Here is a 26,478-nt window from a genome sequence, read left to right on the forward strand (position 1 = left end):
AGGTCAAGGAGGCTGAAGTGATTCAGCAGGAGTCGCGACTGCGCGTCGCCGACAACACGGGTGCGAAGGAAATCCTCTGCATCCGCGTTCTCGGTGGTTCGTCGCGTCGCTATGCCGGCATCGGCGACATCATCGTCGCCACCGTCAAGGACGCTGTCCCCGGCGGCAACGTCAAGAAGGGCGAGGTCGTCAAGGCCGTCGTCGTGCGCACCGTCAAGGAGCGTCGTCGCCCGGACGGTTCGTACATCAAGTTCGACGAGAACGCGGCCGTGCTGATCAAGGCGGACAACGACCCGCGTGGCACTCGTATCTTCGGCCCGGTCGGCCGCGAGCTGCGCGAGAAGAAGTTCATGAAGATCGTTTCGCTGGCTCCGGAGGTGCTCTGACATGAAGGTGCACAAGGGCGACACGGTGCTGGTCATCTCGGGTAAGGACAAGGGCGCCAAGGGCAAGGTCATCCAGGCCTACCCGAAGGAGAACCGGGTCCTGGTCGAGGGCGTGAACCGCATCAAGAAGCACGTTGCCAACTCCACCAACCAGCGTGGTGCCTCCTCGGGCGGCATCGTGACCCAGGAAGCTCCGATCCACGTGTCCAACGTGATGGTCGTCGACTCCGACGGCAAGCCGACCCGCGTCGGCTACCGGACGGACGAGGAGAGCGGCAAGCGGGTCCGGATCTCCCGTAAGAACGGGAAGGACATCTGACATGACCACCTCCGAAAAGACTCAGCCCCGTCTGAAGGCGCGCTACCGTGCCGAGATCAAGGACGCGCTGAACAGCGAGTTCAACTACGCCAACGTGATGCAGATTCCGGGCGTGGTCAAGGTCGTCGTGAACATGGGTGTCGGTGACGCCGCGCGCGACGCCAAGCTCATCAACGGTGCGGTCCGGGATCTGGAACTGATCACCGGTCAGAAGCCCGAGATCCGCAAGGCCACCAAGTCGATCGCGCAGTTCAAGCTGCGTGAGGGCATGCCGATCGGCGCGAAGGTCACCCTGCGCGGCGACCGCATGTGGGAGTTCCTGGACCGCCTGGTCTCCATCGCGCTGCCGCGTATCCGCGACTTCCGCGGTCTGTCGCCGAAGCAGTTCGACGGCAACGGCAACTACACGTTCGGCCTGAGCGAGCAGTCGATGTTCCACGAGATCGACGTGGACTCCATCGACCGCCCGCGCGGTATGGATATCACCGTGGTGACCACCGCGACCAACAACGAAGAAGGCCGTGCCCTGCTCAAGCACCTCGGCTTCCCGTTCAAGGAGAACTGACGATGGCCAAGAAAGCACTGCGAATCAAGGCCGAGGCCAAGCCGAAGTTCGGCGTTCGCGCCTACACCCGCTGCCAGCGCTGCGGTCGCCCGCACGCGGTGTACCGCAAGTTCGGCCTTTGCCGCGTGTGCCTGCGCGAAATGGCGCACCGCGGCGAGCTCCCGGGCGTGCACAAGAGCTCCTGGTGAGGCCGCGCTCCTCGTGAGCGCCCAACACTGAATACCAACCGAAGGCACGGACTCACCCGAGTCCGTGCCTTCGGCTGTTTCCTTTGTGCTCTCACCGAGCGTCCAGGTACGGCGGGCTTGGAAAGTATGCGGCGATTTGTCGAGCCGGCGACCGAACCGGATTCAGCGAGCGTGCGGCGTGGCGGTGGTTATTTCGCGGCGTGAGCGGAGGTCGAGTTTGGCCAGGATGTTCGACACATGGGACTGGATTGTCCGGCGGGACAGGTACATTTGGGCGGCGATATCCGCATTGGACAGGCCCTCGGACACCTGTGCGGCGACTTTGCGTTCAGTGTCGGTGAGGGCGGCCCAACCAGATTTAGGGCGGTTGCGTGGGCCGCGGGCGCCGCGGCGGATTCCGTATGGTCGCACCCGGGCCACCGCGCGAGCGGAGTCCCAGGATGCGCCTAGGCCGGAATACAGTTCGACCGCCGCGTCCAGGGCGGTGCGGGACTCGGGTCCGCGCCCTGCTGCGGCCAGTAGGACGGCGGCGTTTTCGTGCGCTTGAGCCTCGAACAGTGGGCGGCCCGATTGTTGAAAGGCGCTCGCTGCGGCGAGGAGACGCTCAGGATCGGAGTCCGCGAGGCCGCGGCACAGCAGGGCCGTTCCGGTTCGTGATGCGGTCGACTGTCGGCTCAGCAGCAGATCGGCGCTCGCCGCCACCGATCGGGCCGCGTGCGCGTCACCGGTCTCCGCGGCCAAGCGCGCGATATCCGGGAAGATGTAATGCAGTGTGGCGGAGGCCAATCCGTCGGCGAGTCGGTTGTGCGTTTCGACGAGTAGTCGCAGTGCCAGGTCGGGGCGGCCGCGCGCCTCGGCAGTCAACGCCTTGACCCACGGATGGAAATGCGCGTATCCGATATTGGCCGGGCGATTGTCCGGTGCGGGCAGGCCGTCGGGGTCCGGCAGGAAGGTGCCGCGGCGAATTCCGATGAGCGTCGCGACGGTGTGCGCGACCGTCGGATATCCGAGCACATCGGGCGTCTGCATACTCGCCGCGCATTCGGCCAGCGCATCGTCCCAGCGCCCGCCCACCAGATACATCCGCGCCTTGGCGACCAGGTTCGAGGTCAGATAGACGCCGCGGAATCGGCGGTTGCGACCGATGGCCGTTTTCAGTATCTCCTCGGCGTCGCCCAGCCGATCGAGTTCGATCAAGCAGTGGGCGTAGAGCGCGTATGGATCGAATTGGTCGGGCCCGGTCCCGTCTTCGAAGAGGGCCGGGATACGCGCGCTCAGATCCAGCGCCTCATCGAGATGGCCCTGGGTATAGCGCACCCCGCCCACCGCCGTGAGTCCGTATCCGGTGGCCAGCGGGTTCCCGGTGCTCTCGCCCAGCGCCACGGCCTGCCGACCGGCCTGCTCGGCCGCAGCGAACCGCTCGAGGAAGAAATTGCCGAGTCCGGACATGCCGAGAAACCGGGCGGCGTTCTCGGCGTCGAGCTGCCTGGTGGACAGCACCTCCTCGGCCACTGCGACCGCATCGGCCAATCGGGCCTGGGCTTGATAGATCTGGGCGAGCAGCCAGCGCAGTTCGATATCGTCGCCGTCCTGCGGTTGGGTGAGCAGCGCCTCACGCACCACCGATTCGGCCTCGGCGACGCTCCCCTCCCAGAGCAAGGCGTGAATTCTCAGGCGGATCAATACTGAACGCATTGCCGGATCGAGATCCGGCGTCGCGGCAACCCGGCTCAACAATTGCTTCGCCAGTTCGGGCGCGCGAACGATCAGCTTGTCGGCGATACCGATCAGCCAACCGATGCTGGCCCGGTCCAATTCGCGGTCGGCGACCGATAAGTAATAGGCAACCCGCTCGATCGGCGCATCGGTCGACTGGAGCGCTTGTCCGGCTTGCTGGAGCAGGTCCGACCGCAATGAAGCAGGCAGCCGATCCGCCAGCGCATGCCGGATCAGATCGTGTCGAAACGCCAACTCGGAGTCGACGCGGACGAGCAGCCCGCCATCCAGCGCTTCCGTCACGGCGCTCCAGGCATCCAGGATTGGGATCTTCAACACCACCGCCAGGTCCGCGACATCAATGGTCGGACCGAGGGCCGCGGCCATCGGCAGCACATCCCGGGTCGGACGGGATAGGAAGTCCAGTCGCTGCGTAATCGCTTCGGCCAAGGACGCGGACGTGTTCGCGACGACAGCGCTTGCGGGATCGGCTGTGTCGGCGAACACCTTGATCGCCCCGTCTCGCACCAAAGCGGCCACCAATTCCGTGACATGCAGCGGATTCCCACTGGCCTCGGCCACCTTTTCCAGCAACCGAGGTCCCGGTTCGGCACCGACCAGATGGCGTACCAGTTGCGCGGCATCCGTGGCGGGTAGAGCGCCGAGCCGCAGCACCGAGGCGTGCCGTGCCATGAGTTCGGCCGATAGTGCGGCGAAGTCCGGATCGCGCGGCAGCGGCCGGGCCGCGAGCACCAGCAGCAGCGGCAGCTCGTCGACGAGCGCGCAGAGTCGGTGCAGCAGGGTCAGGCTCGACCGATCCGCCCAGTGCACATCGTCCATGACCAGCGCAGTCGGGCCCGCCGCGCACCAGGTGTCGATCTGGTCCACGATCGCCTCGGCAATGGCGAGTTCATGGGTGGCCGCCACATCGCCCGCGCGATTTCCGCTGCGCAGCGCGTCGATCGGGGCGGTGGTGCCGGTGTCGTCCAGCCATGAGCACGCCGCGGCGAACGGCACGCCCTGACGCAACTCCTCGGCAGCACCGATACGGATATGAAGGCCTGCTGCCGCCAATGGATTTCGCGCCGCTTCCAGCAGTGCCGATTTGCCGATTCCCGGCTCGCCCTCGATCAAAACGACGCACCCGTTACCGGCGACCACGCGCCGTCCGAGTGTCGCTAGAGTTGCCATTTCGGCTTCGCGACCCACGAACGCGGTCGCGAGGGATTCCTGCACGCGGGTGAGTGTAAGGGGCCGGACCCGGATTTTGTCCTGGTAGCGACCTTGCCTACACTAGACCGGTTGCTTGGGCACTTCTGTGTCCACATGTCCTTGATGCGATGCTGCATCGACGTGTGGACGGCCCGCGCACCGAGAGCTCATATGAGAACTCAATCCGGTCGGCAAGTGTCGGCCGGACCGCCGAATTGCTATAGGCCCACGGCTGGCGTGCCGATGTGTACGCCGGTGTTGTATGGGAACCGTAGCGAGAAAGGTGTCAAGGTCGAACTATGACCATGACTGATCCGATCGCAGACTTCCTGACGCGTCTGCGCAACGCCAACTCGGCGTACCACGATCAGGTGAAGGCTCCGCACTCGAAGCTCAAGGCGAATATCGCCGAGATTCTCAAGCGCGAGGGTTACATCGCCGACTACCGGACCGAGGACGCGCCCGTGGGTAAGACCCTGGTCGTCGACCTCAAGTACGGCCAGAGCCGTGAGCGCAGCCTGCAGGGTCTGCGCCGCGTGTCGAAGCCGGGTCTGCGTGTGTACGCGAAGTCCACCAACCTGCCCAAGGTCCTGGGCGGCCTCGGCGTGGCGATCATCTCCACGTCGACCGGTCTGCTCACCGATCGTCAGGCGGCCAAGCAGGGCGTGGGCGGCGAAGTCCTCGCCTACGTCTGGTAAGGGAGGTAGGACAAATGTCGCGTATTGGTAAGAAGCCCATCGCCATTCCTGCCGGTGTCGAGGTCGCCATCGACGGCCAGAGCGTGGCGGTGAAGGGTCCCAAGGGCACCCTGACCCACGTTGTCGCCGAGCCGATCACCGTCACCAAGGGTGAGGACGGCCAGCTCGAGGTTGTCCGCCCGGATGACCAGCGCCAGAACCGCTCGCTACACGGCCTGACCCGCACCCTGGTCGCCAACATGATCGAGGGCGTCACCAAGGGTTACGAGAAGAAGATGGAAATCTTCGGCGTCGGTTACCGTGTGGCGGCCAAGGGCTCCAATCTGGAGTTCGCCCTCGGCTACTCGCACCCGGTGCCGATCGAGGCCCCGGAGGGCATCACCTTCGCGGTGGAATCGCCCACCAAGTTCTCCGTGTCCGGTATCGACAAGCAGAAGGTCGGCCAGATCTCCGCTGTCATCCACGGACTGCGTAAGCCCGATCCCTACAAGGGCAAGGGCATCCGCTACGCCGGCGAGGTCGTTCGCCGCAAGGTCGGAAAGACGGGTAAGTGATCATGGCGCAAACCGAAAATCAGAAGGCCAAGCGCATTCCGCGTGGCAAGGACGTGTCGACGACGCGTCGTCTGTCGAAGACCCGCCGTCACTTCCGTCTGCGCAAGAAGGTCGTCGGCACCACCGTGCGTCCGCGTCTGGTGGTCAACCGCTCCTCGCGTCACCTGCACGCACAGCTCATCGACGACTCGAACGGCAAGACCATTGCCGCCGCGTCCTCGATCGAGGCCGATGTGCGCGCACTGGATGGCGACAAGTCGGCCAAGGGCAAGAAGGTCGGTCAGTTGATCGCCGAGCGTGCCAAGGCCGCGGGCATCGAGGCCGTCGTGTTCGACCGTGGTGGTCACGACTACCACGGCCGCATCGCGGCGCTCGCCGATGCCGCTCGCGAAGGTGGGTTGAAGTTCTGATGACTGCAAACAATTACGGAAGGAACGTCTGATGCCGGGACGTCAGAGGCGTGACGGCGGCAACGGACCCGCCGGACAGCAGAACGGTGCCGCCGGTGGCGGCGACAGCCGGGACGGCCGCGGCGGTGGCCGCGATCGTCGTGGCGGTGGTGACCGTCGTGACCAGCAGGCCGACAAGAACCAGCTCGAGCGCGTCGTCGCGATCAACCGCGTCTCCAAGGTCGTGAAGGGTGGTCGTCGCTTCAGCTTCACCGCCCTGGTGATCGTCGGTGACGGCAACGGTCTGGTCGGCGTCGGCTACGGCAAGGCCAAGGAAGTTCCCGCGGCCATCCAGAAGGGTGTCGAGGAGGCTCGCAAGGGCTTCTTCCGCGTTCCGATGATCGGCTCGACCATCACCCACCCGGTGCAGGGTGAGGCGGCGGCCGGTGTGGTCATGCTGCGTCCGGCCTCGCCCGGTACCGGTGTGATCGCCGGTGGTGCGGCGCGTGCGGTGCTGGAATGCGCTGGTATCCATGACATTCTGGCGAAGTCGCTGGGTAGCGACAACGCCATCAACGTCGTGCACGCGACGGTTGCGGCACTCAAGATGCTGCAGCGTCCGGAAGAGGTCGCGGCCCGTCGTGGTCTGCCCCTCGAGGATGTTGCCCCCGCGGGCATGCTGCGCGCACGCGCTCAGGCAGCGGGAGGTGGCAGGTAATGGCAGATCTCAAAGTTACTCAGATCAAGTCGTCGATCGGCGCCAAGGCGAACCAGCGGGAGAGCCTTCGTACGCTCGGCCTGCGCAAGATCCGCCAGACCGTGGTTCGTGAGGACAACCCTCAGAACCGTGGGCTGATCAACGTCGTGCGCCACCTCGTAACAGTTGAGGAGGTCTGACATGACCATCAAGTTGCATCACCTGCGTCCGGCTCCCGGCGCCAAGACCGAGAAGACCCGCGTGGGTCGCGGTGAGGGCTCCAAGGGCAAGACCGCGGGCCGCGGTACCAAGGGCACCAAGGCTCGCAAGAACGTCCCGGCCGCCTTCGAGGGTGGGCAGATGCCGATTCACATGCGGCTGCCCAAGCTCAAGGGCTTCACGAACCGGTTCCGCGTGGAATACCAGGTCGTGAATGTCGGCTCGATCGCCAAGCTGTTCCCCGAGGGCGGCGCGGTCGGCAAGGCGGAGCTGGTGGCTGCCGGCGCGGTTCGCAAGAACCAGCTGGTCAAGGTTCTCGGCGATGGCGAGATCGGCGTCGCGGTCCAGGTGACCGTCGACAAGGTGACCGGCGCCGCCAAGGAGAAGATCACCGCGGCCGGTGGCACTGTCACCGAGCTGGGCTGACGGTACTCTGACACTAAGTGGCACCGGACGAGTGAAGGCTCGTCCGGTGCCACTGTTAGAGTTCAATTGTTGTCTGCCAAAGCCTCGTCATGGGTTATTTCCATGGCATGACCATGTCGTTCGCCAGGAGGATCTGTGCTTTCCGCCTTCGTATCGGCCTTCCGGACTCCGGACTTACGGCGGAAGATTCTCTTCACGCTGGGGTTGATCGCGCTGTACCGCTTGGGTGCGTCGCTGCCGTCCCCCGGTGTCGATTACAAGAGCGTCCAGGAATGTATAGACCTGGTCTCCGGCGGTGATTCCGCCGGTATCTATCAGTTGATCAACCTGTTCTCCGGTGGTGCGCTGCTGCAGTTGTCGGTCTTCGCGATCGGCATCATGCCCTACATCACCGCGAGCATCATCATCCAGCTGCTCACCGTCGTCATCCCGCGCTTCGAGGAACTGCGCAAAGAAGGCCAATCGGGCCAGAACAAGATGACGCAGTACACCCGCTACCTCTCGATCGCGCTGGCGATCCTGCAGGCCACCGGTCTGGTCGCGCTTGCGGCCCGCGGCCAGCTACTGCAAGGCTGCCAGAAGGACATCCTGGCCGACACCAGCATCTTCGGCATGGTGATCATCGTGCTGGTGATGACCGCCGGTGCCGCACTGGTCATGTGGTTCGGCGAGCAGATCACCGAGCGCGGCATCGGCAACGGCATGTCACTGCTGATCTTCGGTGGTATCGCCGCACGCATCCCGAACGAGGGCAACAACATTCTGCAGAACCGCGGTGGACTGGTCTTCGGTCTGGTCTGTGTCGCCGCGTTCGCCATTGTCACCGCGGTCATCTTCGTCGAGCAGGGCCAGCGCCGAATTCCGGTGCAGTACGCCAAGCGTGTGGTCGGCCGCAAGATGTACGGCGGTTCCTCGACCTATCTGCCGCTGAAGGTCAACCAGGCCGGTGTCATTCCGGTGATCTTCGCGTCCTCACTGTTGTACCTGCCGAACCTGGTCGCGCAACTGACCTCCTCGAAGGCCGCCACCGATAAGAGTTGGTGGCAGGAGATCATCCAGAAATACCTGGTGAACCCGGGCAACCCCGTTTACATCGCGATCTACTTCGGTTTGATCGTGTTTTTCACCTACTTCTATGTCGCGATCACCTTCAACCCGGAGGAACGCGCGGACGAGATGAAGAAGTTCGGTGGGTTCATTCCGGGATATCGTCCCGGTCGGCCCACCGCCGACTACCTCAATTTCGTATTGAGCCGCATCACCCTCCCCGGCTCGATCTACCTCGGTCTCGTAGCCGTCCTGCCGAACCTTTTCCTCGATATCGGCGCGTCCGGTGGCACCCAGAACCTTCCGTTCGGTGGCACCTCGGTGCTGATCATGGTGAGTGTCGGCTTGGACACCGTGAAGCAGATCGAAAGCCAGCTGATGAATCGAAATTACGAAGGGTTCCTCAAGTGAGACTTGTACTGCTCGGACCGCCGGGAGCCGGCAAGGGTACCCAGGCCGATCTCCTGTCGGACAAGCTGGGCGTCCCGCACATCTCCACCGGGGACCTGTTCCGCACCAATATCTCCGCCCAGACGCCGCTGGGTCGGGAGGCGCAGAAGTACATCGACGCGGGCGATCTGGTGCCGAGCGATGTGACCAACCGCATGGTCGAGGCTCGGGTCGCCGAGCCGGATGCCGCGAACGGCTTTGTGCTGGACGGCTACCCGCGCACTGTCGATCAGGCCGACGCGCTGGAGAAGATCCTCGCGGATATGGATAAGAAGCTCGACGCGGTGCTCTGTTTCGTCGTGCCCGAGGACACCGTGGTCGCCCGGATGATGGCACGCGGTCGCAAGGACGACAACGAGGATGTGATCCGCAACCGGCTCCGGGTGTACCGCGAGGAGACCGAGCCGCTGCTGGAGCATTATGACGGTCTGGTCGTCTCGGTCGACGGTGTCGGTGAGATCGACGAGGTCAACGCACGCGCACTGCGCGCCCTGGGACACTGAGGCCGGATGGTCTTCAACCGCAAGAAGAAGGTCGTGCCGTTCCGGACGGCAGGCGAACTGGATGCGATGGCGGCGGCTGGCGCGATTGTCGGCCGCGCGCTCGTCGCGGTGCGCAAGGCGGCCGAGCCCGGTGTTTCCACGCTGGAGCTGGACGAGATCGCCGAGCAGGTGATCCGCGATGCGGGCGCTGTGCCATCGTTCAAGGGTTATCACGGCTTTCCGGGTTCGATCTGCGCATCGGTGAACGACCGTGTGGTGCATGGGATTCCGACATCGTCGGAAATTCTGAGCGAAGGTGATCTGGTCTCGATCGACTGCGGCGCGATTCTCGAAGGCTGGCACGGTGATTCGGCCTGGACCTTCGGTGTCGGCACGATCATCGAGGCCGATCAGCTGCTCAGCGATGCCACCAAGATGTCGATGGAGGCGGGGATCGCGGCCATGCTGCCCGGCAATCGGTTGACCGATGTCTCCCATGCCATCGAGATGGGGACGCGCGCGGCCGAAAAGCAGCACGGCCGGGCCTACGGCATCGTCGACGGTTACGGTGGGCACGCCATCGGCCGGGAGATGCATATGGATCCGTTCCTGGCCAACGAGGGTGCGCCGGGTAAGGGGCCGAAACTCGTTGTCGGATCGGTGCTCGCGATCGAGCCGATGCTGACGTTGGGCACTACGCAGACGAAGGTGCTCGACGACGACTGGACCGTGGTGACGCTGGACGGTAGTCGGGCCGCGCACTGGGAACATTCGGTTGCGGTTACCGAGGATGGGCCGCGGATTCTTACGGTGCGTCCGGACTAAGAGCGGTATACCGCACATTCCTGCCCCGGTAGCGTTGGTGGTATGAAGCTTTGACGTGTCGCGGAGCGGTCACCTGTCCGACACACCGAGATCGGTGACGTGGCGCGGCGAGGAACCGAGTCGCACCGACGCCCGCAGGTCGTAAATGTCTGGTACTCAACGGCTTCGGACACAATGCGTCCGCCGCATGACCTGACATTACCCAGCTCGCGCTGGATCGGTGACGTCGTTCCTTGCACCCGCGCTCGTGCGTCTTACCGCACTTCGGGGGTCATCCTGGGGACTCGACCGCAACCACTGTGGCGATTATTTCTCCTCCGATTCGTACTGAACTCCGGCGATGGAAGAAGCGTATGGCCGGCGGAGGGGTGCTCACCCGAGTAGGTAGCTACTCGAATTCCCTTGTGGGATTGCGTAGTTCCGCGGCGAACAGCGGTCGTTCGATGGGCGCTTCAGGAGCGGCGATAGAGGTCTGCGCACAGCTCAGGGGCGGTGCTGCGGGGTTCGCGACGTGTCGAGTAGGTAGCGGCTTCCGCTAGACGACGCGTCCCGGCTCAATTCGGCTGCGGTGCTGGGTATCCGGGCGGCGTACGGCGCGGATGACGTCGGTGCGGATGGGCAGGTCGAATTCGCCCGCCGCGGTCTCTGGCCTGCCACGCAGGTAGTCGGAGATTCGTTCGAGCAGCTCGTTGCGTGCCTGTGCGGGGATGACCAGCGTGTGCGAATGCGTTCCGATTGTCGCGGTGAGGGATTCGGCGGTGCGGCGCTGGCGGTGTGGAAAGTCGGCCCGCTCGAAGTTCTCGAACAACGGATGTTCGGGCAGTCGCGCGGGCAGCAGCTCCTGCGGCGGTAAGGACGCGGCCGACCGAGTTACCTTGTGCAACTCCGCAACCCATTCGACGCCGAGGTCATCCTCATTCCACAGCGCGGCGAAGACTCCGTTCTCACGCAGTACCCGCGCGATCTCCGGAAATGCTCGCTCCTTGTCGAACCAGTGGAATGCCTGCCCGGCCACTACCGCGTCCACCGAGCCGTCGGCTAATGGAATCGCCTCTGCCGCACCGGCCGACGCGATCACCTCGGGAAAGCGACGGGCCAGTTCGGCGCGCATCGCGGCATCGGGTTCGACGGCGATCACTTCCGCGCCGACGGCGAGCAGCCCCTCGGTGAGTTTGCCGGTGCCCGCGCCCAAATCGAGGACGACCGGTGTCTTGGTGTCAACCGGCCCCAACGCCCAGCGAATGCTTTCGGTGGGATAGTCGGGGCGATGCTCCGCATATGCCGCGGCATGTGCGCCGAATGAGGAGGCGCGCTCGGCCCGGAGTTGGGCCCGATTCGTTGTTTCGTCAGCAGATTGCGCGAAGTCCGACACGCGACGACGGTACCGCGACCGCCCTCGCCGACGCGGGCCATTTACTGCGCGGATGCTGGGAAATTGGTGGGAGCCAAGGGTGCCAGTTAGCGGACGAGCGCACGATTGATCGCTAGTCGTCGCAACGCCGTGCGCAACCCGCGACGTCCCGGCGTCCGGTCGGTGTCGACGACTGTGGACGAATCGATGCCCTTGAACCTATGTTCGGATGCGGTTTCGGGTGCGTCGTCCGAGGTGGCGATCAGGAGGCTGTCGGGCAGCGCCAGTTTGTGGATGGTACGCAGCGTCAGCAGATATTGGTGCAGTAGTGGACCGGTGGTGTACGGCAGGTCGTACTTGTCGCACAGTGCCCGCACGCGCAGGGCGATCTCGGCGTAGCGGTTGCTCGGTAGGTCGGGGAACAGGTGGTGTTCGATCTGGTAGCAGAGGTTGCCGCTGAGGAAGGCCAGCACCCGGCCCGCGTCGAAATTGGCCGTGCCGAGCATCTGGCGCAGATACCACTCCGGTTTGGTCTCGTGTTCCAGGACGGTCGCCGCGAATTTCTCTGCGCCGTCGGGGAAATGCCCGCAGAAGATCACCAGATAGGCCCATAGGTTACGCAGGACATTGGCGCTGGTGTCCGCGGCCAAGGTGCGCCGCCAGTGTCGCCCGCTGAACGCGGGGAACACCAGGTAGTCCTTGCCGGCTTGCCTGGCGATCTTGCCGAGGAGCGCTCTTGTCTGCATCGCCTGCTGGGCCGGGGTCGCCGCGCGCAGGCGTTCGGAGTCGAGACCGTGCAGCGCGATACCCCACTCGAAGCCGGCCGCCAGCACCAGGTTCAGCAACGGCTGCAGCAGATTCCCTGGGCGCCAACGGTCATCGCGGGTCACGCGTATGACACCGAATCCGATGTCCTCGTCCATGCCGAGCACATTCGTGAAGACGTGATGGCGATAGTTGTGCGAATAACGCCATTGCGATGACAGCCCCGCCATATCCCATTCCCAACTGCTGGAATGGATTTCCGGGTCGTTCATCCAATCCCATTGGCCGTGGCAGACATTGTGGCCGATCTCCATGTTCTCGATGCTCTTCGCTACAGCCAAACCGGCAGTCCCGAGGATCCAACCGGTTCGCTTGCGACTGAGACCGATGATCAGTCGCGACGCGGCGTCGAGTGCACGCTGGAAGACGATCGTGCGGCGGATGTAGGCGGCGTCCCGCGCACCGCGCTGATCGGTGATATCGCGGCGAATCGCATCCAGCTCATCGCCGAATGCCTCGATATCGGCCGCGCTCAGATGCGCGTAGGCAGCGACCTGTGTGATTGCCATTCGTCATGCCCCTGATTCGGTCAGCGTTTGAACATGTCTCTCAGCGAATTCGAGAAGCGGTCGACCATGCCGTGGGGAGGTTTGCCACCAATATCGGTTCGACGCCGACTGTCTTCGTTCGGTCTGGCGAACAGCTTCCGCAAGCTTGCGCGAACCACCCGAACCCGCTGCGCGATCTTGTCTACGATCGTCATCGCAATGTTCCTGTCTCGGGATTGCGCGGTGTCGGTCTCGGACAGCCCAAACCGGCTGACCAGCCGCTATACGATTCGGTATATCCACAGCTTAGGCCCTATCTACGCCGGCTGTCTACGGCGTAGGCTTACATCGTTAACAGTTGTGCTGTTTATCGAGAGGTGCTGAATGGGATGAACGGAATCAGGGAAGGACCCATCGGTTCCCCCAAGAATCCGGAAGGTCGCGCGCACCGCGCCAACGGGGGGAATCCGCCATTGACCAGGGCCGTGATGCTGGCGGCCGCGCTCGAGATCATCGACCGCGATAGCGTCGACCGGCTATCTATGCGACGTCTCGGCGCAGCCCTCGGCCGGGACCCCATGGTGCTCTACCGGCATGCCGCGAATAAGGCGGCGCTCCTCGACGGTGTCGCCGAGATCGTTTTCGAGCAGCTGACCGTCGACACCACCGACCGCGACTGGCGCCACCAACTGCGCAGTATCGCGCGGAACTTCCGCCGTCTAGCGGTCGAGCACCCGAATGTCGTTCCGTTGCTGGTAACTCACCCGCTGGCCACCCCGCTCGGGCGCCGACCGGCAGGCACACTGCGTCCGCTCGAGGACATCCTCATGCTGCTCACCCGCGCCGAATTCACCGGCACCGATGCGCTGCACATCTATCGTGCGCTGTTCGGCTTTCTCTACGGCCACATTCTCAATGAGCGACAGGAACTCGTCGAACGCCCCGAAGAGACAACCGACCTGCTGCGCCTGGGCTTGTACCGCCTGCCGATCGGCGAATTCCCACTGCTGCGCAGCCTCGCCACCGACTTGGCCGCCTACGACGGCGTCGCCGAACTCGAACAGGGCCTGGACATTCTGCTCACCGGCCTCGCCGCCACCATGACCCGGTCGCCACGCGGCCGAGAGAGGAGCGTCGACCATGACGCACCAATTGACCCGAACCGAATCGGGTAGACACCCGCCGAATCCTCGTCCGCTGCGACAGGAACTCGAATTCACAATGGACGCAACCGGTTCGGTCGACGGAGTGTGGCGTCCGCGCGGCAATGACCTGGTGGCCGAACTGCCGGAACTGCTCACCGCGGTTGCGACCCGACTCGGCCCGATCCATCGAGTGATCTATCACCTCGACGAATGGGCCGCAGCACCAAGGAAACTCGCCAGTGGCGGGCGCCTGGTGCGGCTCGACGGCTACCGGCACAAGGCCCGGCATACGCTCAGTATTCTCGGCGTCAGTGGTGCTCAGCTCACGCTAGCGGTGGTTACCCCTGCTGACATTGAAACGATTGCGGCACAGCAACGTTGGGACTCCGAAGGCGGGGCGGGGGCCTGAGTGGCCAACGATCATTGCCGGTGGCCCGGCAGCGTCGCCGCGAGTCCGGTGAGCAGAATATCGAGACCTCGTTCGAGTTCGGTGGCGCCGTCATAGGCCGCCAGCACCGGGGCGAGCTCGCGCAGCAATGGGAATTTCGCGATGGGCAGCCGATGCAGCCCGAGGCGCAGCACCTCGTCGGTTTCCTCGGGATGCTCCACGATCTCCTGCAACTCGTTGAGCACGTGACCGTAGAGAAAGCCGAACAGTGCACGGTAGATGTGCAGGGCATCCGCACCGGAAAACCCGGCGCGAGTGAGCAGCGCGAGGATGTCCTCGAGCGGACGGACCACCGCCTGGGGGCGCAGCCCCAACGGAGTCGCCAACGGCCGGGTCACCAGCAGTGGTACCGCCTTCGGGTGGGCCAGTGCCAAGCGTCGGAAATCGCGTGCGACCACTCGCAATTGAGCGGCCCAGTCCGCGGCGAAGGCATCGACCGACAACTGCGCGAAGACGACCTCGGCGACGCCGTCGAGCACCGCGGCTTTATTGGCCACATGCCGGTAGACCACCATCGGATCCCGGCCTACCGCCTCGGCCAGCCGCCGCATCGAGAGCCCGTCGACCCCGTCCCGATCGACGATCTCGAGCGCCGCGTGCAGCACCGTCGCCCTGGTCACCGGACCGCGGCTCCGTCCTGCGGTGGCCGGGGCGGGCCGCCCGGATCGGGAGTTCGTGTGAGCGGTCGGTGGTTCGGTCATTTCGAAGCATTCTCCAGTCCTCAGCATCTTCGCTGTAGGTCAGTATCGTAGACCTACAGCGTTGACATTACGGCATAACCGGCGTCTACTGGAAGCATCAACAGATCTGAGGATCTGCGTCATCGTCGTCGTCACCGGATTGGTGCTCATGCTCGCGGGCACCAGCGGCCACCCATCCGCGGTCGCCGCCACTGCTACTGACCGTCCAGACGGCACGCGGGCACCGTCGCGCATTCCCGCGATACCCATCAATCGACGGGCACTACAGCCGAAAACAGGAGCACCATCATGTCACCGAAAAAGATCCGCTCACCGGCCGCTCGACATCGCGTCCCGCCGGAGTACACGCCTCGATTGAGACTGAAGCCGAAGACCGAACGCGACGGATATATCGATGGCGCCTGGTGGCCCCGATCCGGCGAACTCACCGCCGAACTGCCAGATCTGCTGGCGGTCCTATCGGTGGGGCTCGGACCGGTCTGGCGGGTCGTCTACGACCCCGCGTGCTGGTCACGCGCACCCCAGCAAATGACCGTCGACAACCGCACGGTCCGGCTCGATCCCTATCGCTTCGAGCGGTGGAACACGATGTTCGTCTTCGGCCGCGACAGCGGCTTGATCGTGCTCCGCGTAATCCCGTCGGCCACCGCCGAGGACACCGCGCATGCGGCCCTGATGGCTGCCGTCAAACCCGAACCGGCGACCCTGGCCGCCAGTGGAATCGAGACCAGATCATGACTCACATCAAGGCGCACCGCCCGATAACCAATCACCGGGACATGACCGGAAACATCGGCCCGCCGCTACGCAACCTGCAACCGTTCCGGACACCCACCCGCACGCCACGCCTGCTACTGCGCACAAGCGGCTCCCGTTCGGGACAGGTCGACGGTGCATGGTGGCCGTGGACGGCTAACCTCACCGCCGAACTGCACGATCTGATCAGCGTCCTCACCCCACGCCTCGGCTCGACCGTGCGAATCGGCTTCGCCTGGAACGCGGTCAGTCTCGCCCAACGCCGTATCGACCACGACGACGGCATCCGACTCTACGGGCCGGGCGCTGCCCAATCACAGGATGTCATGCATCTGGCAGGCGTCGGCGGAACTCATCTGGCCCTGCTGGTTATCCCCGCCGACACCCCGCCCGATCAAGCGAACAGTCTGATGCGGTCGGCGTCACGAACCGAGACGCCGCACCACCTCGGCACCCGGTCTGAGACCCAATAGCACTGGGGCACTGTCGATTACAGTCCGGCGTGTGAGAACAGTCCAGGCGAGCCGATGGCCTGTTGCGGTACCGGCTCGGCGGATTCGTTGCGATGTCCGCAATCTCGCACGACCCGCTCGAATAGAGCTAGGTAGGCATCGATCATGCGATCAGCTGTGAACCGTTCGAAGACGTCGTCCCGGCAGGCGGAACGGTCGAGCCGGCCGATATCCGATACGGCCGCGACCGCACCCGCGACATCGGCGACGAGGAATCCGGTGCGACCGTGGCGGACTATCTCCGGCATCGAGCCCAATGGTGTTGCGATGACCGGTGTCCCGGTGGCCATGGCTTCCACGACCGACAAACCGAACGGCTCGGCGAAACCGATCAAATGCAGTAGTGCGCGGGCACCCCCGAGTAGCGCGTCCCGCTCTGCCGGACCGACCGGACCGAGGTAGGTCACATCGGTGCCGGTGAGGTGCGGTTCGACCGCCGAGCGGAAGTATTCCTCGTCTTGGATCACACCTGCGATCTTCAATGGCAGTCCGGCCTGCCGCGCCACCTCGATCGCCAGGTGCGTCCCTTTATCCGGATGAATTCTGCCCAGAAAGAGCAAATATTCGCCGTGCTCCGGCCGAAATGTGAACTGAGTGAGATCGATACCATGATGAATAGTCGCGGCATAGCGCAGATCCGGGTCGCGATCGGCATCGGTGATCGCCACAAAGTGGGCGATGTCACCGAATTCTCGATAAACCGGAACGATTTTCGGCGAGGCGAAGCCGTGAATCGTCGTCACCATCGGTGTGGATACCAGCCTGCTGTAAGTCAGCGGCATGAAGTCGAAATGGTTGGCGAGTATGTCGAATTCCCCGGCCCGCGCGAATGCCGCCGAATTATGCAGCGCTTCGAAGACTTTCGCATCCGCATCGACCGTCTCCTCGTATCCCGACGGTACGGCGGAGACCAGCCGTGCCGAGGTCGCGGAGTCCGCCGTTGCGAACAGTGTGACATCGTGCCCACGCGCGACAAACCCCTCGGCCAGCGTCGAGGCAATTTGCTCCCACGGGCCATAGTTTTTCGGAGGTGTACGGTGTGCGACCGACGCGATAACGCCGATTCTCATATAATCCTCGGTTACTGGCGGCAAGACCGCCGAGAGTCGCCCCAGATGTGGGCGAACATGATGCGGCGATCATATCACACTAATTTTCGCCGATCCGGGTGTTATCATCGAGACCTGGTTGCCGATCCCTCCGTGTCTTTTTCCCGGAGCGGATTCTCAAGCGCTTCAGCGCAACACGATCAGCCAATTGAGTGGCTGCAGACAGCGGCACCGTCGGCGCTGCCTCGAATCAGAAAGGCTGGCGCAGTGTCGGTTCGGTCCTATGGCGTTCTGAGTACCTATTCACCGACCCAGTGCGGGCTGGCGACCTTCACCGGTGCACTGGTCGATGCGTTGACCGCGCCGGGCGAAATCGGTTTCGTGTCGGTCGATTTCGGGCGCTGTCCAACCGTCGGCATTGTCGCCGTGGTCGACAGTCCGGATCCGGCACCGGCCCCTGAGGTGGCACATCAGTGGGAGCGCAGCGACCACCGCGGTGCCGCCGCCGCGGCCATCGCACTCAACCGCTTCGATATCGCGATCATCCAGCACGAATACGGCATCTACAGTGGGCGAGACGGCGTCGATATCCTCGAAATCGTTCGTGCCCTTCGGGTTCCGGCCATTGTCGTGCTGCATACAGTGCTGGTCACCCCGACACCACAGCAACGGATGATCCTCGAGCAGCTCGCTCGCAATTGCGCGGTCGTCGTCACCATGACGAACACGGCTCGCCGACGACTCATCGACCACTATGCGGTCGACCCGGCCAAGGTTCGGGTAATTCCGCACGGTGCCACCGACAATCGCTCCGGACAGCCCGGCGACCAACACCAGCCGATCTCCCGCACGCCGGTAATCCTGACCTGGGGACTACTCGGTGCGGGTAAAGGCATCGAATGGGGCATCGACGCGATGGCCCACCTCGCCGACTTGCGCCCGGCCGCACAGTATCGGGTGGTGGGACAGACACATCCGAGAGTGCTTGCGCGCCAGGGTGAGTCCTATCGCACCGGCCTCGTCGAGCGCGCCCAGCGCCGCGGCGTCGCCAACGCCGTGCACTTCGACGCCCGCTACCTGTCCAACATCGAGCTGTACCGGCTCATCAGACAGGCCGATGTGGTTCTGCTGCCCTACGATTCGCGTGAGCAGGTGACATCCGGCGTGCTGATCGAGGCGGTCGCGGCGGGCAAACCGGTGATATCGACCGCCTTCCCGCATGCTGAAGAACTGCTGTCGAGCGGCGCGGGCCTGCTTGTCGATCGAGAATCACCGACCGATATCGCCACCGCGCTGCGCCGCGTGATCACCGAACCCGGCCTCGCCGCGAGAATGGGCGCCGAAGCCGAACGCATCGCGCCCGAACTGTTTTGGACGTCGGTAGGCCGAAAGTATCGTGACCTTGCCGCGGAAACGCTGCGAGCCGATACGAAGCTGGCCACGGCATGAATACCATCAGCATCTCCTACGCGCACCTCTACCGACTCAGCGACGAGTGCGGCATCTTCGAACACTCGAAGTTCACCACGCCCCGCATCGAGAATGGTTACTGTGTCGACGATGTCGCGCGCGCACTCGTGGTGGCCGTTCGTGAGCCCGAGCCGACCGAACGACTACTCGAAAACACCGGCGTGTATCTGGACTTCATTATCGCGGCCCTGAACGAGGACGGAAGCTGCCACAATCGTCGGGGCACGGACCGGAGTTGGCAGGACGAACCGAGCCTCGAAGATCACTGGGGCCGTGCCCTGTGGGCTCTCGGCTCCGTCGTCGCCCGCCAACCCGACTTGGCGCAGATCGCGTTGGCGCACTTCACCCTCGGGGCGCACCGGCGGTCCCCATTTCCCCGGGCAATGGCCTTCGCCGCTCTCGGCGCCGCCGAGGTGCTGCGTGTCCAGCCGGGGAACACAGAAGCGCGCGAACTACTCGCCGACGCGGCCGCCCGGATCGGCCCGCCGACCCGCCGTCTCGACTGGCGCTGGCCCGAGCCGCGATTGCACTATGCCAACGCGGTGCTGGCCGAAGCGCTGCTCGCGGTCGGCACGCTGCTGCCCGGACAGGGCCGCGTCTTTGCCGATGGACTCGCGATGCTGCGCTGGTTACTCGAGATCGAAACCTCGGGTGATCACTTATCGGTCACCCCCGTCGACGGCTGGGCGACCGGCGAAACCCGGCCCGGCTTCGACCAGCAACCCATCGAGGTGGCGACCCTGGCGGACGCCTGCGCCCGCGCCTACGACGAAACCGGCGACCAGCGATGGAAGGATGCGGTACTGCTGTGTGAGGCGTGGTTCCGCGGCACGAACGACGTCGACACTCCCCTGATCGACCCGGTCAGCGGGGGCTGCTGCGACGGACTCGAGCACACCGGCCGAAACGAGAACCAGGGCGCCGAGTCGACGCTCGCGCTGATCTCCACGCAGCAACAGGCGCGCCGACTCACGCTGGCCGGGTAGTGGCCGACTCCACCAATCCCGCCGATCTCGTCCGGCGCAGTGCCGTGGTGCTGGTGCCGGATGCCCGCAGGGTATCGGCGAGGCTATTTCTGCCCGGCCAAGAGATTCTCGGACAAGGGATTTCACGCGCCGAGGCCATCATCGACCGCGTGCTTGCACTCACCGATGCGGACCTGCTGGCCAGCCTGGCTTCCGTGCGCCGTCGGTTCGGCGACCGCCACCGCGATATCGACGCGACATTCGCCACGCATGCGGCGCTCGTCGAACATCTGCTGCCACGGCGGGGGACCCTGACAACCGCGCGCAGGCAGCTCATCGGCGCGTACTTCACCCAGGAGTACGCGGTCGAAGCCGCGGCGCTGTTCAATCCGTCGATGGTCGCGCACCCGGACCAATCCGGCCTGGCGGCGGGCGAGCTGCGGTTCGTCATGAGCGTACGTGCGCTGGGCGAGGGGCACCTTTCGAGCATCGAATTCCGGACCGGCACAGTCGCACAACACGATTCGGTTCGCTTCGACAAGCCTTCGCCCTTTCTGGACACCGGCCGGGTCGCCGCCTCGGCGGCAGGCGACTACACCGTGAACTTCCCCGCCGATGCTCCGCTATCGGCGCGGGTGCTGCTTCCCGAGAGCCCCGACGAGAGCCGCGGCATCGAGGACGCGAGGCTGACCCGGTTCATCGAGCCGGATGGGACTGTCACCTACTACGGCACCTACACCGCCTTCGACGGCGCCCGCATCGCGCCACGGCTGTTGCGCACCAACGATTTCGGCACTTTCGTCAGCACTCGGCTGGCCGGGTCCGGCGCTGAAGACAAAGGGATGGCACTGTTTCCACGACGTGTCGACAACCGCTACCTGATGCTCTCGCGGTGGGACCGGGAAAACATCAGTGTGGTCAGCTCTTCCGACACCCGGGTGTGGCGTGCGCCGGTCACCGTCTATCGGCCAACGCACCCCTGGGAGCTGATCCAACTCGGCAACTGCGGTCCACCGATCGAGACACCCGACGGCTGGCTGGTGTTGACCCACGGCGTCGGTCCGATGCGCACGTACGGCATCGGCGCGATTCTGCTCGATCTCGACGACCCGACTCGACTCATCGGCGCACTCCGCGAGCCGCTGCTGACCGCGAACGAAGACGAACGCGACGGCTACGTGCCCAACGTGGTGTACTCATGCGGCGCGCTCGTCCACCGGAACACCCTGGTCCTGCCCTATGGCTGCGGCGACCGCGCCATCAGGTTCGCATTCGTCGACTTGTCCGCCCTGCGCCGACAGCTCATCGCTTAGACCCGGCGGCGCCGGGCGTTCTCGACGTGCACAGGGAGTTGGGGAAGTTCGTCAGTCCGCGCTCGACTTGCGGAAAAACAGGACGTTGTCGCCGTAGTCCGCTAGCGGAATAGCCAGGGCTGCTTGCCGGATCCCGCTGGCGGGCAGGTGGGTGAGTTTCGCGAACATATCGGTGTTGCCGAAGGCGGCACGCACTTGGGTTTCGGACGCGTAGTCCGCGCCGTAGTCGGCCAGGGCCGCGAAGTCCAAGGGCGCCAATGGTGTATCGAGCGGGGCTTGTCCGCTCGGGCGGCCGAGGGCGGCGTATTGGGTGGCCACACCGTCCTCGTATCGGCACAGCTCGTAGGACATTTTTTCATTCGCGGTAACGCTGATCACCGGCCAGCGCGCGGAAAGGTGCTGTGCCAGTGGGTGTTTGCCGACCGGAGCCATCTCCCAGTTCAAGCTCATGACGACAACCGAACCGCCGTATGGCTGTTCGATCAACACCACATCATCGCCCAGGGATTCGGCCGGATTCAGTTCGGGATCGAAGGTGTGCCAGTGGGTTTCGTGTGCGCCACGCACGGCCGAGCGGTCGACCTGGCGTACGCTATCGGCGGCGTAGGCCGCGATGATCGCGGCGCGGACCTGGGCAACGGCGTCGCGAGCGCTGCAGCGGACACTCAATGCGCCGAAGGTCGCACCGATCTCCACCGGCCGCGACGGGGGATCGGGTAGGGCACCCGCGGCCAGCGGCTTCAGGCCGACCAGTGCGAGCTTCCAGTTGATCTCCTCGATCGTGGCGAGATCTCCGGAGGTTTGGTACAGAATCTGCTGCTGCGTCAGATGTCCCGCGCGCTGCAAGGTCCGGGCCTCGAGTTTGGTGAGCGCGGTGAAGGTCTTATTCGTGAGATCGATATCCTCGATCCGGGTTTCGCGCAGCCGCGCCGTCATCTCCGGCGACGTCAGTGCCGCGTACCGCTCGCGGTACATCGCCACCGCCTGTTTGCGCTGGCGGCCGACCATCAGCGTGCGCAGCAGCATGTTCAGGCTGGCGAGATACTTCCCGGACTGATCCGGATTCGCAGCGAACAGCGCGCCGCGGATGCGCACGGCATCCTCGCTGGCGGCGACGGCGGCCTTCGGGTCGAGACGACACAACCAGACGCCGCATTTCGACAGCCCGTCCGCGCAGACCGCGGCCACCTGCGGATGCGTCCGCGACACCTGGCGATAGGTATGGCAGGCATTGCGGATGGTGCTCGCCGCGAGCTCGCGGTGACCGATGTGCCGAGTCGCCTGCTCGAAGACGCGCAGCGCATCCTGGACTTCGCCCGCGAACTCGGCGGTCACGCGACCGGCGGCGAGCCAGTGCAGTCGAATGCCGACGGACTCCTGCGATGGCGCCAGCGCCTCGGCCGTCCGGTCTCTGCCGGGGCCGTTCTTGGTTGCGACCAGGCCCTTTGCGAGGTCACACAGCGACGTGGCCAAACGCAATTCGTTCTCGACCGTCCGGTCGATGGCTGCCCGGCGATCCTCGGCTACCCGACGCTCGAGTGCACTCAGATCCATCGCGACCTCAACTCCCGCTTACCCTTCCGCGCCACGGTCGTCGAGCGGCCGCATTCTGCTCGACCGAGTTTGCCATAGAAATGGCCGGAATGAGCAGGCAATCCACCGGCGACCGCTGCTGCCGAGATCGTCCTGTTGACAGCTGCGGCGACCGCGGTCTCGGACGGTGTTGCTGTTCCGTGACGTTCGTGGGTTCAGCCGAGCAACCGGTGGTTCGCGAACCTGTCAGGGGTGGTTGCGCTCGGGTGGTCGTGTTCAGCCCTCGAGCAGCAATGTGACCGGTCCGTCGTTGACGAGTTCGACATGCATATGCGCGCCGAACCGTCCGGTGGCCACGGTTGCGCCGAGCTCGCGCAGCGCCTGGGCGAAGGTCTCGACCAGCGGTTCGGCGACAGCACCGGGTGCGGCGGCGGACCAGGACGGCCGGCGCCCCTTGGCGGTATCGGCGTAGAGGGTGAACTGGCTGACCACGAGAATGGGCGCATTCAGATCCGCGGCGGCGCGTTCCCCCTCCAGGATTCGCAATCGCCACAGCTTGTCCGCCAATGCCTTCGCGGTGCCTTCGGTGTCGTCATGCGTCACGCCGACCAGGGCGACCAGACCCTGCGGATTCGGTTCGATCCGGCCCACGGTCTGTCCGTCGACGGTCACTTGCGCGGCGGATACGCGCTGCACCAGTACTCGCATGCTGCGATCCTCGCACCCGGGTGTGGCTGCACCGGACTGCCCTCAGGTCTCGTCCGGGTCGTCCGGCTTCTCTGTTTCGATCGGGCGTGCCTCTTCGGTGTGTGATGACGCCAGCTCGCGCAAGATCGCCGGGTCGATCGCGAGGTTCTCCGTCGCAGCGAGATCCGTCGACGGGATCGGTGTATCACGAACTGCCAGAAAGGTATCGAGGAGCGCGAGGGCGTCGGCCGAGAGATCGGAACCAGCGGACGACAGTTCGTCCTGCAGGATTTCCAGCCCGGATGCCGCCTCGATACCGGGCGAGGTCGGATCGACCCGCCGCCATTGCACCGCGACCATCCACGACGGGTCACCACAGGCCCACGCCCAGATGACATCGCGAGCAACCGTGTGCCGCAAGGTATACACGCGAAAATGTTCCGACGCGGATCCGGCCCGGTGCTCGATTTCGTAGACCCACTCGTGGCGGCGCGTTCGGATATAGGTCTCGTCCGCGCGTGTGACGACCAGGAACGGGTCATCCGGGTCGGCGGCGGCGACCACGAAGTCGTCGAGTAGTGCGCGGGTGAGGTAGGGCAGTGACCGGCCATCGCCGACGGTTACGTGGACCTCGACCCGCCCGCGGGGGTCGTAGAGGTGGCCCGTCTCGACGTCGAGCACGGCGAGGTCGCGGTCCTTGGTGAGTTTCAGTACGGCGAGCAGGTGCTGGCCGCGGTTCGGTCCCCAGGTGCGCAGTACGGCTCCACGTGAATCCGCAGCCGCCGCAACGAATCCGACTGCGCCGCCGTTGCGGTCGATCTCAGCGATGAGGTCGTCGACGGCGGGTGGGTTCGCGCTGTTGTCCGGCGCGATGCACATCTGTCGGTACTGTTCCAGCGCGTCGAGCGCGGTATCGACCGTTTCGGCGGGTACCACCGCGAACTCGCAGGTCACCGCCAGGCTGGTCAGTAACGCCTCGAATTCCGGGGTCGGGCGCACCTCGACATTGTGATCGGGATCGACCTCGGTAATGGCAGCCAGGCTGATCTCTCCGTCTCGCCACCAGTAGACCGCCGGGCTGATGGGCCGCGGTTCGCTGCGGTAGGTATTGGCGGCCACCTTGCCCAGCAGGATCATCGCCGTCAGCGCATTCGGTCCGACAATCGGGTGCGCGTAGACATTGCCCTCGTGCGAGACTACGAAAAGCGCTCCGTAGGTGCCGATTACCGGATAGTCGCCGAGCCAGTTCGAGTGGGCACTCGCGGAGTCCGAGCCGCTCAGAATGGCGAAATGCGCATCGTTGAAGTTCCGCCATTCGATCTGGAGCCGTCCGGCGGCGCGGGTGTTCGCCTCCGCCAGCTCGAAGAGTTCAGTGCTGTCGATCTGCCACTCGTCGAGCTGGTCGGTAGTGACGGCCTCCGCGGTGAGAAGTTGCTCGATCACCATCACCTGAATGATTCCCGGCGCGACGTAGCGGCCGACGATGTCGATGCCCGCAATGGTGTCCGACGACGCGAACCGTGTCCTGAGAAGTCCACGCACCGTGGGGAATTCGTCGGTAGCGAGTGAATCGGCGTAATCCGGATCCACTCGCGCCAGGAACGTCTCGACATGATCGGCGATGAGCCCGGGCCACTGCTCGAACGGTTGCTCGTTCAGCCTGCGCCGCAGGTTGTGCAACCACAGGAAATGCGGCCCGTCCCCGCGCGGGCCCACCAACCGCAGCTCGTCGGGTTCAGTTGCCCGGCACGAATACCCCATCTGCTCCGCCGCCACGGTCACCAGCGAAATCAACGGGTCCGAAGGCAAGTCGGCCACGATATCTCCTGAAATCGGCGTCCCTTCGACCCTAGGCGTCCCGACACACCCGTTGTCGCCGTCTGTGGGAGGTCCGCTTGATCGGCGGTGAGTTGCGTTACGGTCTTCCCAGCTGTGGGTGCGGTTCGCGGCGGTAGACTCGAGGTGTCGATAGGGTCGGCTCACGACGGGGTGATGGTTGCACAGAGCAACCGAAAGTCAGGGCGCTACACCAATTCTCTTAGAAGATACGGGGATATGACTAAGGGTTACGATGAGAGGCCGGCCACGCTGGCTCCTATCTTTCTAGCCAGTTTCGCGCTGTGGGTCGGTCGGAGCGTACGGGATGTGGTGAGTCCGTCGAGGGGCGGGCGGCAGGGGTTGGTCGTACCCGATCGGGATTTCCAACTCGAGGCTGTCTTCGATGAGCAGACTCCGGTCGTATTCCGTGGTGTCGCAACAACTTGGCCCGTATTCGAGGATTTTCAGCCGGAAGCGCTGCGTGAGAAGTACGGCGACCAGAAGGTCGCCGCGCTGACCAGTACGACCAATGTGTTCACGCAGGAAACATCGCCGGTAGAGGTGCTCGAATACCGCGATGTCATGGCAGCCGTCTTCGACGAGCCCAAGCCGGGCAAGAACTACTACTCGCGTGCCGCCGCGGACCCGCAGCCGCTGGCCGATCAGCTGCCCGCGCGCGTCGGCACCCGGCAGCAGAGTCCAGCGGCGAGCAGCGTGTGGATCGGCCAGCAGGGCAATCTGACACCGCTGCACAATGATCCATGGCACGGCCTGCTGATTCAGTTGCACGGCCGCAAGCGGGTCCGGCTGTTTCCGCCGAATGAGTACCGCAATGTGTACGGCCGGATTCCGCTGAAAGTTTCGGACCCCTACACCGGGCTGCCCGACGAGTTCGGCCCGGATGTGAGCAGCTTCGAGAAGCTGGGGGAGGCGTCCTTCTACGACGTGGTCCTCGAGACCGGTGACATCCTCTACATTCCGATGTTCTGGTGGCACCAGGTCGAATCCGTGGATCCGGCGATCTCGTATGTCGCGCGCTATAACCCGAGCTACTTCGAGTTCATGAAGGCGGCGTTCTTCCCGATGGCGGTGCGCGGTGTGCTGCGCATTGTCGACGGCATCGTGGGCAGGTTCCGCAAGCGCAAGTAGCGGCGAACCACGGTTGGTGGGCGCTGTAACTGGCGCGGCACTTGCCGTTCATGTTCGAGCTACGGATGAGTTGCCAAGCGCTGGCATCGTCGACT

At 64.6% G+C, this 26,478-nt stretch carries 29 protein-coding genes; 21 read left to right on the forward strand and 8 right to left on the reverse strand.

What is annotated here, in order from left to right; genetic code table 11:
* Positions 1 to 17: 17 nt before the first annotated feature.
* Genes rplN through ACIBJI_RS17845 form a run of 4 tightly spaced genes read left to right on the forward strand, consistent with a single transcriptional unit; the run spans position 18 to position 1,458 of the window.
* Positions 18 to 386, forward strand: coding sequence for a 50S ribosomal protein L14 (gene rplN, locus ACIBJI_RS17830; RefSeq protein WP_040686591.1), 369 nt, complete (start codon positions 18 to 20; stop codon positions 384 to 386).
* 1 nt (position 387) lies between these two features.
* Positions 388 to 705 (forward strand): 50S ribosomal protein L24, encoded by a 318-nt coding sequence (rplX, locus tag ACIBJI_RS17835; RefSeq protein WP_062983172.1) that lies wholly within the window; start codon positions 388 to 390, stop codon positions 703 to 705.
* A 1-nt stretch (position 706) separates the two neighbouring features.
* Positions 707 to 1,270, forward strand: a complete 564-nt coding sequence (gene rplE, locus ACIBJI_RS17840; RefSeq protein WP_062983164.1) for a 50S ribosomal protein L5 — start codon at positions 707 to 709, stop codon at positions 1,268 to 1,270.
* Positions 1,271 to 1,272: 2 nt separating this feature from the next.
* Entirely contained in the window at positions 1,273 to 1,458 is a 186-nt protein-coding gene (locus ACIBJI_RS17845; protein ID WP_188829844.1) for a type Z 30S ribosomal protein S14, read from the forward strand.
* A gap of 162 nt (positions 1,459 to 1,620) precedes the next feature.
* Here ACIBJI_RS17845 and ACIBJI_RS17850 read toward each other — a convergent pair whose 3' ends face one another.
* A complete protein-coding gene (locus ACIBJI_RS17850) occupies positions 1,621 to 4,410 on the reverse strand; it encodes an AAA family ATPase (RefSeq protein WP_364355445.1) in 2,790 nt (929 codons plus the stop codon).
* A 275-nt stretch (positions 4,411 to 4,685) separates the two neighbouring features.
* Here ACIBJI_RS17850 and rpsH point away from each other — a divergent pair, with 275 nt between their 5' ends.
* The 9 genes from rpsH (at position 4,686) to map (ending at position 10,173) form a co-directional block, all read left to right on the forward strand.
* Entirely contained in the window at positions 4,686 to 5,084 is a 399-nt protein-coding gene (gene rpsH / locus ACIBJI_RS17855; protein ID WP_327095437.1) for a 30S ribosomal protein S8, read from the forward strand.
* A gap of 14 nt (positions 5,085 to 5,098) precedes the next feature.
* Positions 5,099 to 5,638: a 50S ribosomal protein L6 gene (rplF, locus tag ACIBJI_RS17860; RefSeq protein WP_364355442.1), complete on the forward strand. Its 540-nt coding sequence runs from the start codon at positions 5,099 to 5,101 to the stop codon at positions 5,636 to 5,638.
* 2 nt (positions 5,639 to 5,640) lie between these two features.
* Positions 5,641 to 6,048: a 50S ribosomal protein L18 gene (gene rplR, locus ACIBJI_RS17865; protein WP_364355439.1), complete on the forward strand. Its 408-nt coding sequence runs from the start codon at positions 5,641 to 5,643 to the stop codon at positions 6,046 to 6,048.
* 31 nt (positions 6,049 to 6,079) lie between these two features.
* Entirely contained in the window at positions 6,080 to 6,745 is a 666-nt protein-coding gene (gene rpsE / locus ACIBJI_RS17870; protein ID WP_364355436.1) for a 30S ribosomal protein S5, read from the forward strand.
* Positions 6,745 to 6,924 (forward strand): 50S ribosomal protein L30, encoded by a 180-nt coding sequence (rpmD, locus tag ACIBJI_RS17875; protein WP_062983142.1) that lies wholly within the window; start codon positions 6,745 to 6,747, stop codon positions 6,922 to 6,924. Before rpsE ends, rpmD begins: the two co-directional genes overlap by 1 nt.
* 1 nt (position 6,925) lies before the next feature.
* Entirely contained in the window at positions 6,926 to 7,369 is a 444-nt protein-coding gene (gene rplO, locus ACIBJI_RS17880) for a 50S ribosomal protein L15 (RefSeq protein ID WP_062983140.1), read from the forward strand.
* A 135-nt stretch (positions 7,370 to 7,504) separates the two neighbouring features.
* A complete protein-coding gene (secY, locus tag ACIBJI_RS17885; protein ID WP_364355431.1) occupies positions 7,505 to 8,827 on the forward strand; it encodes a preprotein translocase subunit SecY in 1,323 nt (440 codons plus the stop codon).
* Complete coding sequence (locus ACIBJI_RS17890; protein WP_364355428.1) at positions 8,824 to 9,369, forward strand: adenylate kinase; 546 nt, start codon at positions 8,824 to 8,826, stop codon at positions 9,367 to 9,369. Before secY ends, ACIBJI_RS17890 begins: the two co-directional genes overlap by 4 nt.
* 6 nt (positions 9,370 to 9,375) lie before the next feature.
* Complete coding sequence (gene map / locus ACIBJI_RS17895) at positions 9,376 to 10,173, forward strand: type I methionyl aminopeptidase (RefSeq protein ID WP_364355425.1); 798 nt, start codon at positions 9,376 to 9,378, stop codon at positions 10,171 to 10,173.
* 535 nt (positions 10,174 to 10,708) lie between these two features.
* Here map and ACIBJI_RS17900 read toward each other — a convergent pair.
* Together ACIBJI_RS17900 and ACIBJI_RS17905 are read right to left on the reverse strand one after the other, a co-directional pair.
* Complete coding sequence (locus tag ACIBJI_RS17900; RefSeq protein WP_364355422.1) at positions 10,709 to 11,545, reverse strand: class I SAM-dependent methyltransferase; 837 nt, start codon at positions 11,543 to 11,545, stop codon at positions 10,709 to 10,711.
* Between the two features lie 86 nt (positions 11,546 to 11,631).
* A complete protein-coding gene (locus ACIBJI_RS17905; RefSeq protein ID WP_364355419.1) occupies positions 11,632 to 12,858 on the reverse strand; it encodes a fatty acid desaturase in 1,227 nt (408 codons plus the stop codon).
* Between the two features lie 368 nt (positions 12,859 to 13,226).
* Here ACIBJI_RS17905 and ACIBJI_RS17910 point away from each other — a divergent pair, with 368 nt between their 5' ends.
* Together ACIBJI_RS17910 and ACIBJI_RS17915 are read left to right on the forward strand one after the other, a co-directional pair.
* On the forward strand, positions 13,227 to 14,012 hold the full coding sequence (locus ACIBJI_RS17910; RefSeq protein ID WP_364355416.1) for a TetR/AcrR family transcriptional regulator C-terminal domain-containing protein: 786 nt from the start codon (positions 13,227 to 13,229) through the stop codon (positions 14,010 to 14,012).
* Complete coding sequence (locus tag ACIBJI_RS17915; protein WP_364355413.1) at positions 13,978 to 14,391, forward strand: DUF5994 family protein; 414 nt, start codon at positions 13,978 to 13,980, stop codon at positions 14,389 to 14,391. The genes ACIBJI_RS17910 and ACIBJI_RS17915 overlap by 35 nt, the downstream gene beginning before the upstream one ends.
* 11 nt (positions 14,392 to 14,402) lie before the next feature.
* Here the strand turns inward: ACIBJI_RS17915 and ACIBJI_RS17920 are convergent, their stop codons facing one another.
* On the reverse strand, positions 14,403 to 15,131 hold the full coding sequence (locus ACIBJI_RS17920) for a TetR/AcrR family transcriptional regulator C-terminal domain-containing protein (RefSeq protein WP_364355411.1): 729 nt from the start codon (positions 15,129 to 15,131) through the stop codon (positions 14,403 to 14,405).
* Positions 15,132 to 15,485: 354 nt separating this feature from the next.
* On the opposite strand from ACIBJI_RS17920, the gene ACIBJI_RS17925 reads away from it, so the two are divergent.
* The gene (locus tag ACIBJI_RS17925) at positions 15,486 to 15,869 is read left to right on the forward strand and encodes a DUF5994 family protein (protein ID WP_364355409.1); all 384 of its coding nucleotides are present in this window, start codon (positions 15,486 to 15,488) and stop codon (positions 15,867 to 15,869) included.
* Positions 15,866 to 16,360 carry a DUF5994 family protein gene (locus tag ACIBJI_RS17930; RefSeq protein ID WP_364355406.1) on the forward strand — a complete coding sequence of 165 codons (495 nt, stop codon included), beginning with the start codon at positions 15,866 to 15,868 and terminating at the stop codon, positions 16,358 to 16,360. The genes ACIBJI_RS17925 and ACIBJI_RS17930 overlap by 4 nt, the downstream gene beginning before the upstream one ends.
* Before the next feature lie 17 nt (positions 16,361 to 16,377).
* Here ACIBJI_RS17930 and ACIBJI_RS17935 read toward each other — a convergent pair whose 3' ends face one another.
* Positions 16,378 to 17,469: a glycosyltransferase family 4 protein gene (locus ACIBJI_RS17935; protein ID WP_364355403.1), complete on the reverse strand. Its 1,092-nt coding sequence runs from the start codon at positions 17,467 to 17,469 to the stop codon at positions 16,378 to 16,380.
* 246 nt (positions 17,470 to 17,715) lie between these two features.
* Here ACIBJI_RS17935 and ACIBJI_RS17940 point away from each other — a divergent pair, with 246 nt between their 5' ends.
* The 3 genes from ACIBJI_RS17940 to ACIBJI_RS17950 are packed head-to-tail and all read left to right on the forward strand — an operon-like array spanning position 17,716 to position 21,196.
* Positions 17,716 to 18,897, forward strand: a complete 1,182-nt coding sequence (locus ACIBJI_RS17940; RefSeq protein WP_364355400.1) for a glycosyltransferase — start codon at positions 17,716 to 17,718, stop codon at positions 18,895 to 18,897.
* Positions 18,894 to 19,904, forward strand: coding sequence for a glycosyltransferase (locus ACIBJI_RS17945; RefSeq protein ID WP_364355397.1), 1,011 nt, complete (start codon positions 18,894 to 18,896; stop codon positions 19,902 to 19,904). The genes ACIBJI_RS17940 and ACIBJI_RS17945 overlap by 4 nt, the downstream gene beginning before the upstream one ends.
* Positions 19,904 to 21,196 (forward strand): glycoside hydrolase family 130 protein, encoded by a 1,293-nt coding sequence (locus ACIBJI_RS17950; RefSeq protein ID WP_364355394.1) that lies wholly within the window; start codon positions 19,904 to 19,906, stop codon positions 21,194 to 21,196. The genes ACIBJI_RS17945 and ACIBJI_RS17950 overlap by 1 nt, the downstream gene beginning before the upstream one ends.
* Before the next feature lie 51 nt (positions 21,197 to 21,247).
* Here the strand turns inward: ACIBJI_RS17950 and ACIBJI_RS17955 are convergent, their stop codons facing one another.
* The 3 genes from ACIBJI_RS17955 to ACIBJI_RS17965 form a co-directional block, all read right to left on the reverse strand.
* Entirely contained in the window at positions 21,248 to 22,750 is a 1,503-nt protein-coding gene (locus ACIBJI_RS17955; RefSeq protein ID WP_364355391.1) for a hypothetical protein, read from the reverse strand.
* Positions 22,751 to 23,005: 255 nt separating this feature from the next.
* A complete protein-coding gene (gene dtd, locus ACIBJI_RS17960; protein WP_364355388.1) occupies positions 23,006 to 23,437 on the reverse strand; it encodes a D-aminoacyl-tRNA deacylase in 432 nt (143 codons plus the stop codon).
* Positions 23,438 to 23,479: 42 nt separating this feature from the next.
* Entirely contained in the window at positions 23,480 to 25,234 is a 1,755-nt protein-coding gene (locus ACIBJI_RS17965) for a hypothetical protein (protein WP_397084929.1), read from the reverse strand.
* A gap of 237 nt (positions 25,235 to 25,471) precedes the next feature.
* Here ACIBJI_RS17965 and ACIBJI_RS17970 point away from each other — a divergent pair, with 237 nt between their 5' ends.
* On the forward strand, positions 25,472 to 26,383 hold the full coding sequence (locus tag ACIBJI_RS17970) for a cupin-like domain-containing protein (protein ID WP_364355382.1): 912 nt from the start codon (positions 25,472 to 25,474) through the stop codon (positions 26,381 to 26,383).
* The last annotated feature ends 95 nt before the right edge of the window (positions 26,384 to 26,478 follow it).

This window comes from Nocardia sp. NPDC050408 (genome assembly GCF_044458905.1).
In the GTDB taxonomy this organism is placed as follows: Bacteria; Actinomycetota; Actinomycetes; order Mycobacteriales; family Mycobacteriaceae; genus Nocardia.

Excerpts from the sequence above, each read along its gene's own strand:
- map (WP_364355425.1), top strand. The coding sequence starts at position 9,376 with ATGGTCTTCAACCGCAAGAAGAAGGTCGTGCCGTTCCGGACGGCAGGC.
- rplF (WP_364355442.1), top strand. The coding sequence starts at position 5,099 with ATGTCGCGTATTGGTAAGAAGCCCATCGCCATTCCTGCCGGTGTCGAG.
- rplE (WP_062983164.1), top strand. The coding sequence starts at position 707 with ATGACCACCTCCGAAAAGACTCAGCCCCGTCTGAAGGCGCGCTACCGT.
- rpmD (WP_062983142.1), top strand. The coding sequence starts at position 6,745 with ATGGCAGATCTCAAAGTTACTCAGATCAAGTCGTCGATCGGCGCCAAG.
- ACIBJI_RS17930 (WP_364355406.1), top strand. The coding sequence starts at position 15,866 with ATGACTCACATCAAGGCGCACCGCCCGATAACCAATCACCGGGACATG.
- rplO (WP_062983140.1), top strand. The coding sequence starts at position 6,926 with ATGACCATCAAGTTGCATCACCTGCGTCCGGCTCCCGGCGCCAAGACC.
- ACIBJI_RS17945 (WP_364355397.1), top strand. The coding sequence starts at position 18,894 with ATGAATACCATCAGCATCTCCTACGCGCACCTCTACCGACTCAGCGAC.
- ACIBJI_RS17915 (WP_364355413.1), top strand. The coding sequence starts at position 13,978 with ATGACGCACCAATTGACCCGAACCGAATCGGGTAGACACCCGCCGAAT.
- rpsE (WP_364355436.1), top strand. The coding sequence starts at position 6,080 with ATGCCGGGACGTCAGAGGCGTGACGGCGGCAACGGACCCGCCGGACAG.
- ACIBJI_RS17910 (WP_364355416.1), top strand. The coding sequence starts at position 13,227 with ATGAACGGAATCAGGGAAGGACCCATCGGTTCCCCCAAGAATCCGGAA.
- ACIBJI_RS17955 (WP_364355391.1), bottom strand. The coding sequence starts at position 22,750 with ATGGATCTGAGTGCACTCGAGCGTCGGGTAGCCGAGGATCGCCGGGCA.
- ACIBJI_RS17970 (WP_364355382.1), top strand. The coding sequence starts at position 25,472 with ATGACTAAGGGTTACGATGAGAGGCCGGCCACGCTGGCTCCTATCTTT.
- ACIBJI_RS17935 (WP_364355403.1), bottom strand. The coding sequence starts at position 17,469 with ATGAGAATCGGCGTTATCGCGTCGGTCGCACACCGTACACCTCCGAAA.
- rplX (WP_062983172.1), top strand. The coding sequence starts at position 388 with ATGAAGGTGCACAAGGGCGACACGGTGCTGGTCATCTCGGGTAAGGAC.
- rplR (WP_364355439.1), top strand. The coding sequence starts at position 5,641 with ATGGCGCAAACCGAAAATCAGAAGGCCAAGCGCATTCCGCGTGGCAAG.
- dtd (WP_364355388.1), bottom strand. The coding sequence starts at position 23,437 with ATGCGAGTACTGGTGCAGCGCGTATCCGCCGCGCAAGTGACCGTCGAC.
- ACIBJI_RS17845 (WP_188829844.1), top strand. The coding sequence starts at position 1,273 with ATGGCCAAGAAAGCACTGCGAATCAAGGCCGAGGCCAAGCCGAAGTTC.
- ACIBJI_RS17920 (WP_364355411.1), bottom strand. The coding sequence starts at position 15,131 with ATGACCGAACCACCGACCGCTCACACGAACTCCCGATCCGGGCGGCCC.
- ACIBJI_RS17905 (WP_364355419.1), bottom strand. The coding sequence starts at position 12,858 with ATGGCAATCACACAGGTCGCTGCCTACGCGCATCTGAGCGCGGCCGAT.
- rpsH (WP_327095437.1), top strand. The coding sequence starts at position 4,686 with ATGACCATGACTGATCCGATCGCAGACTTCCTGACGCGTCTGCGCAAC.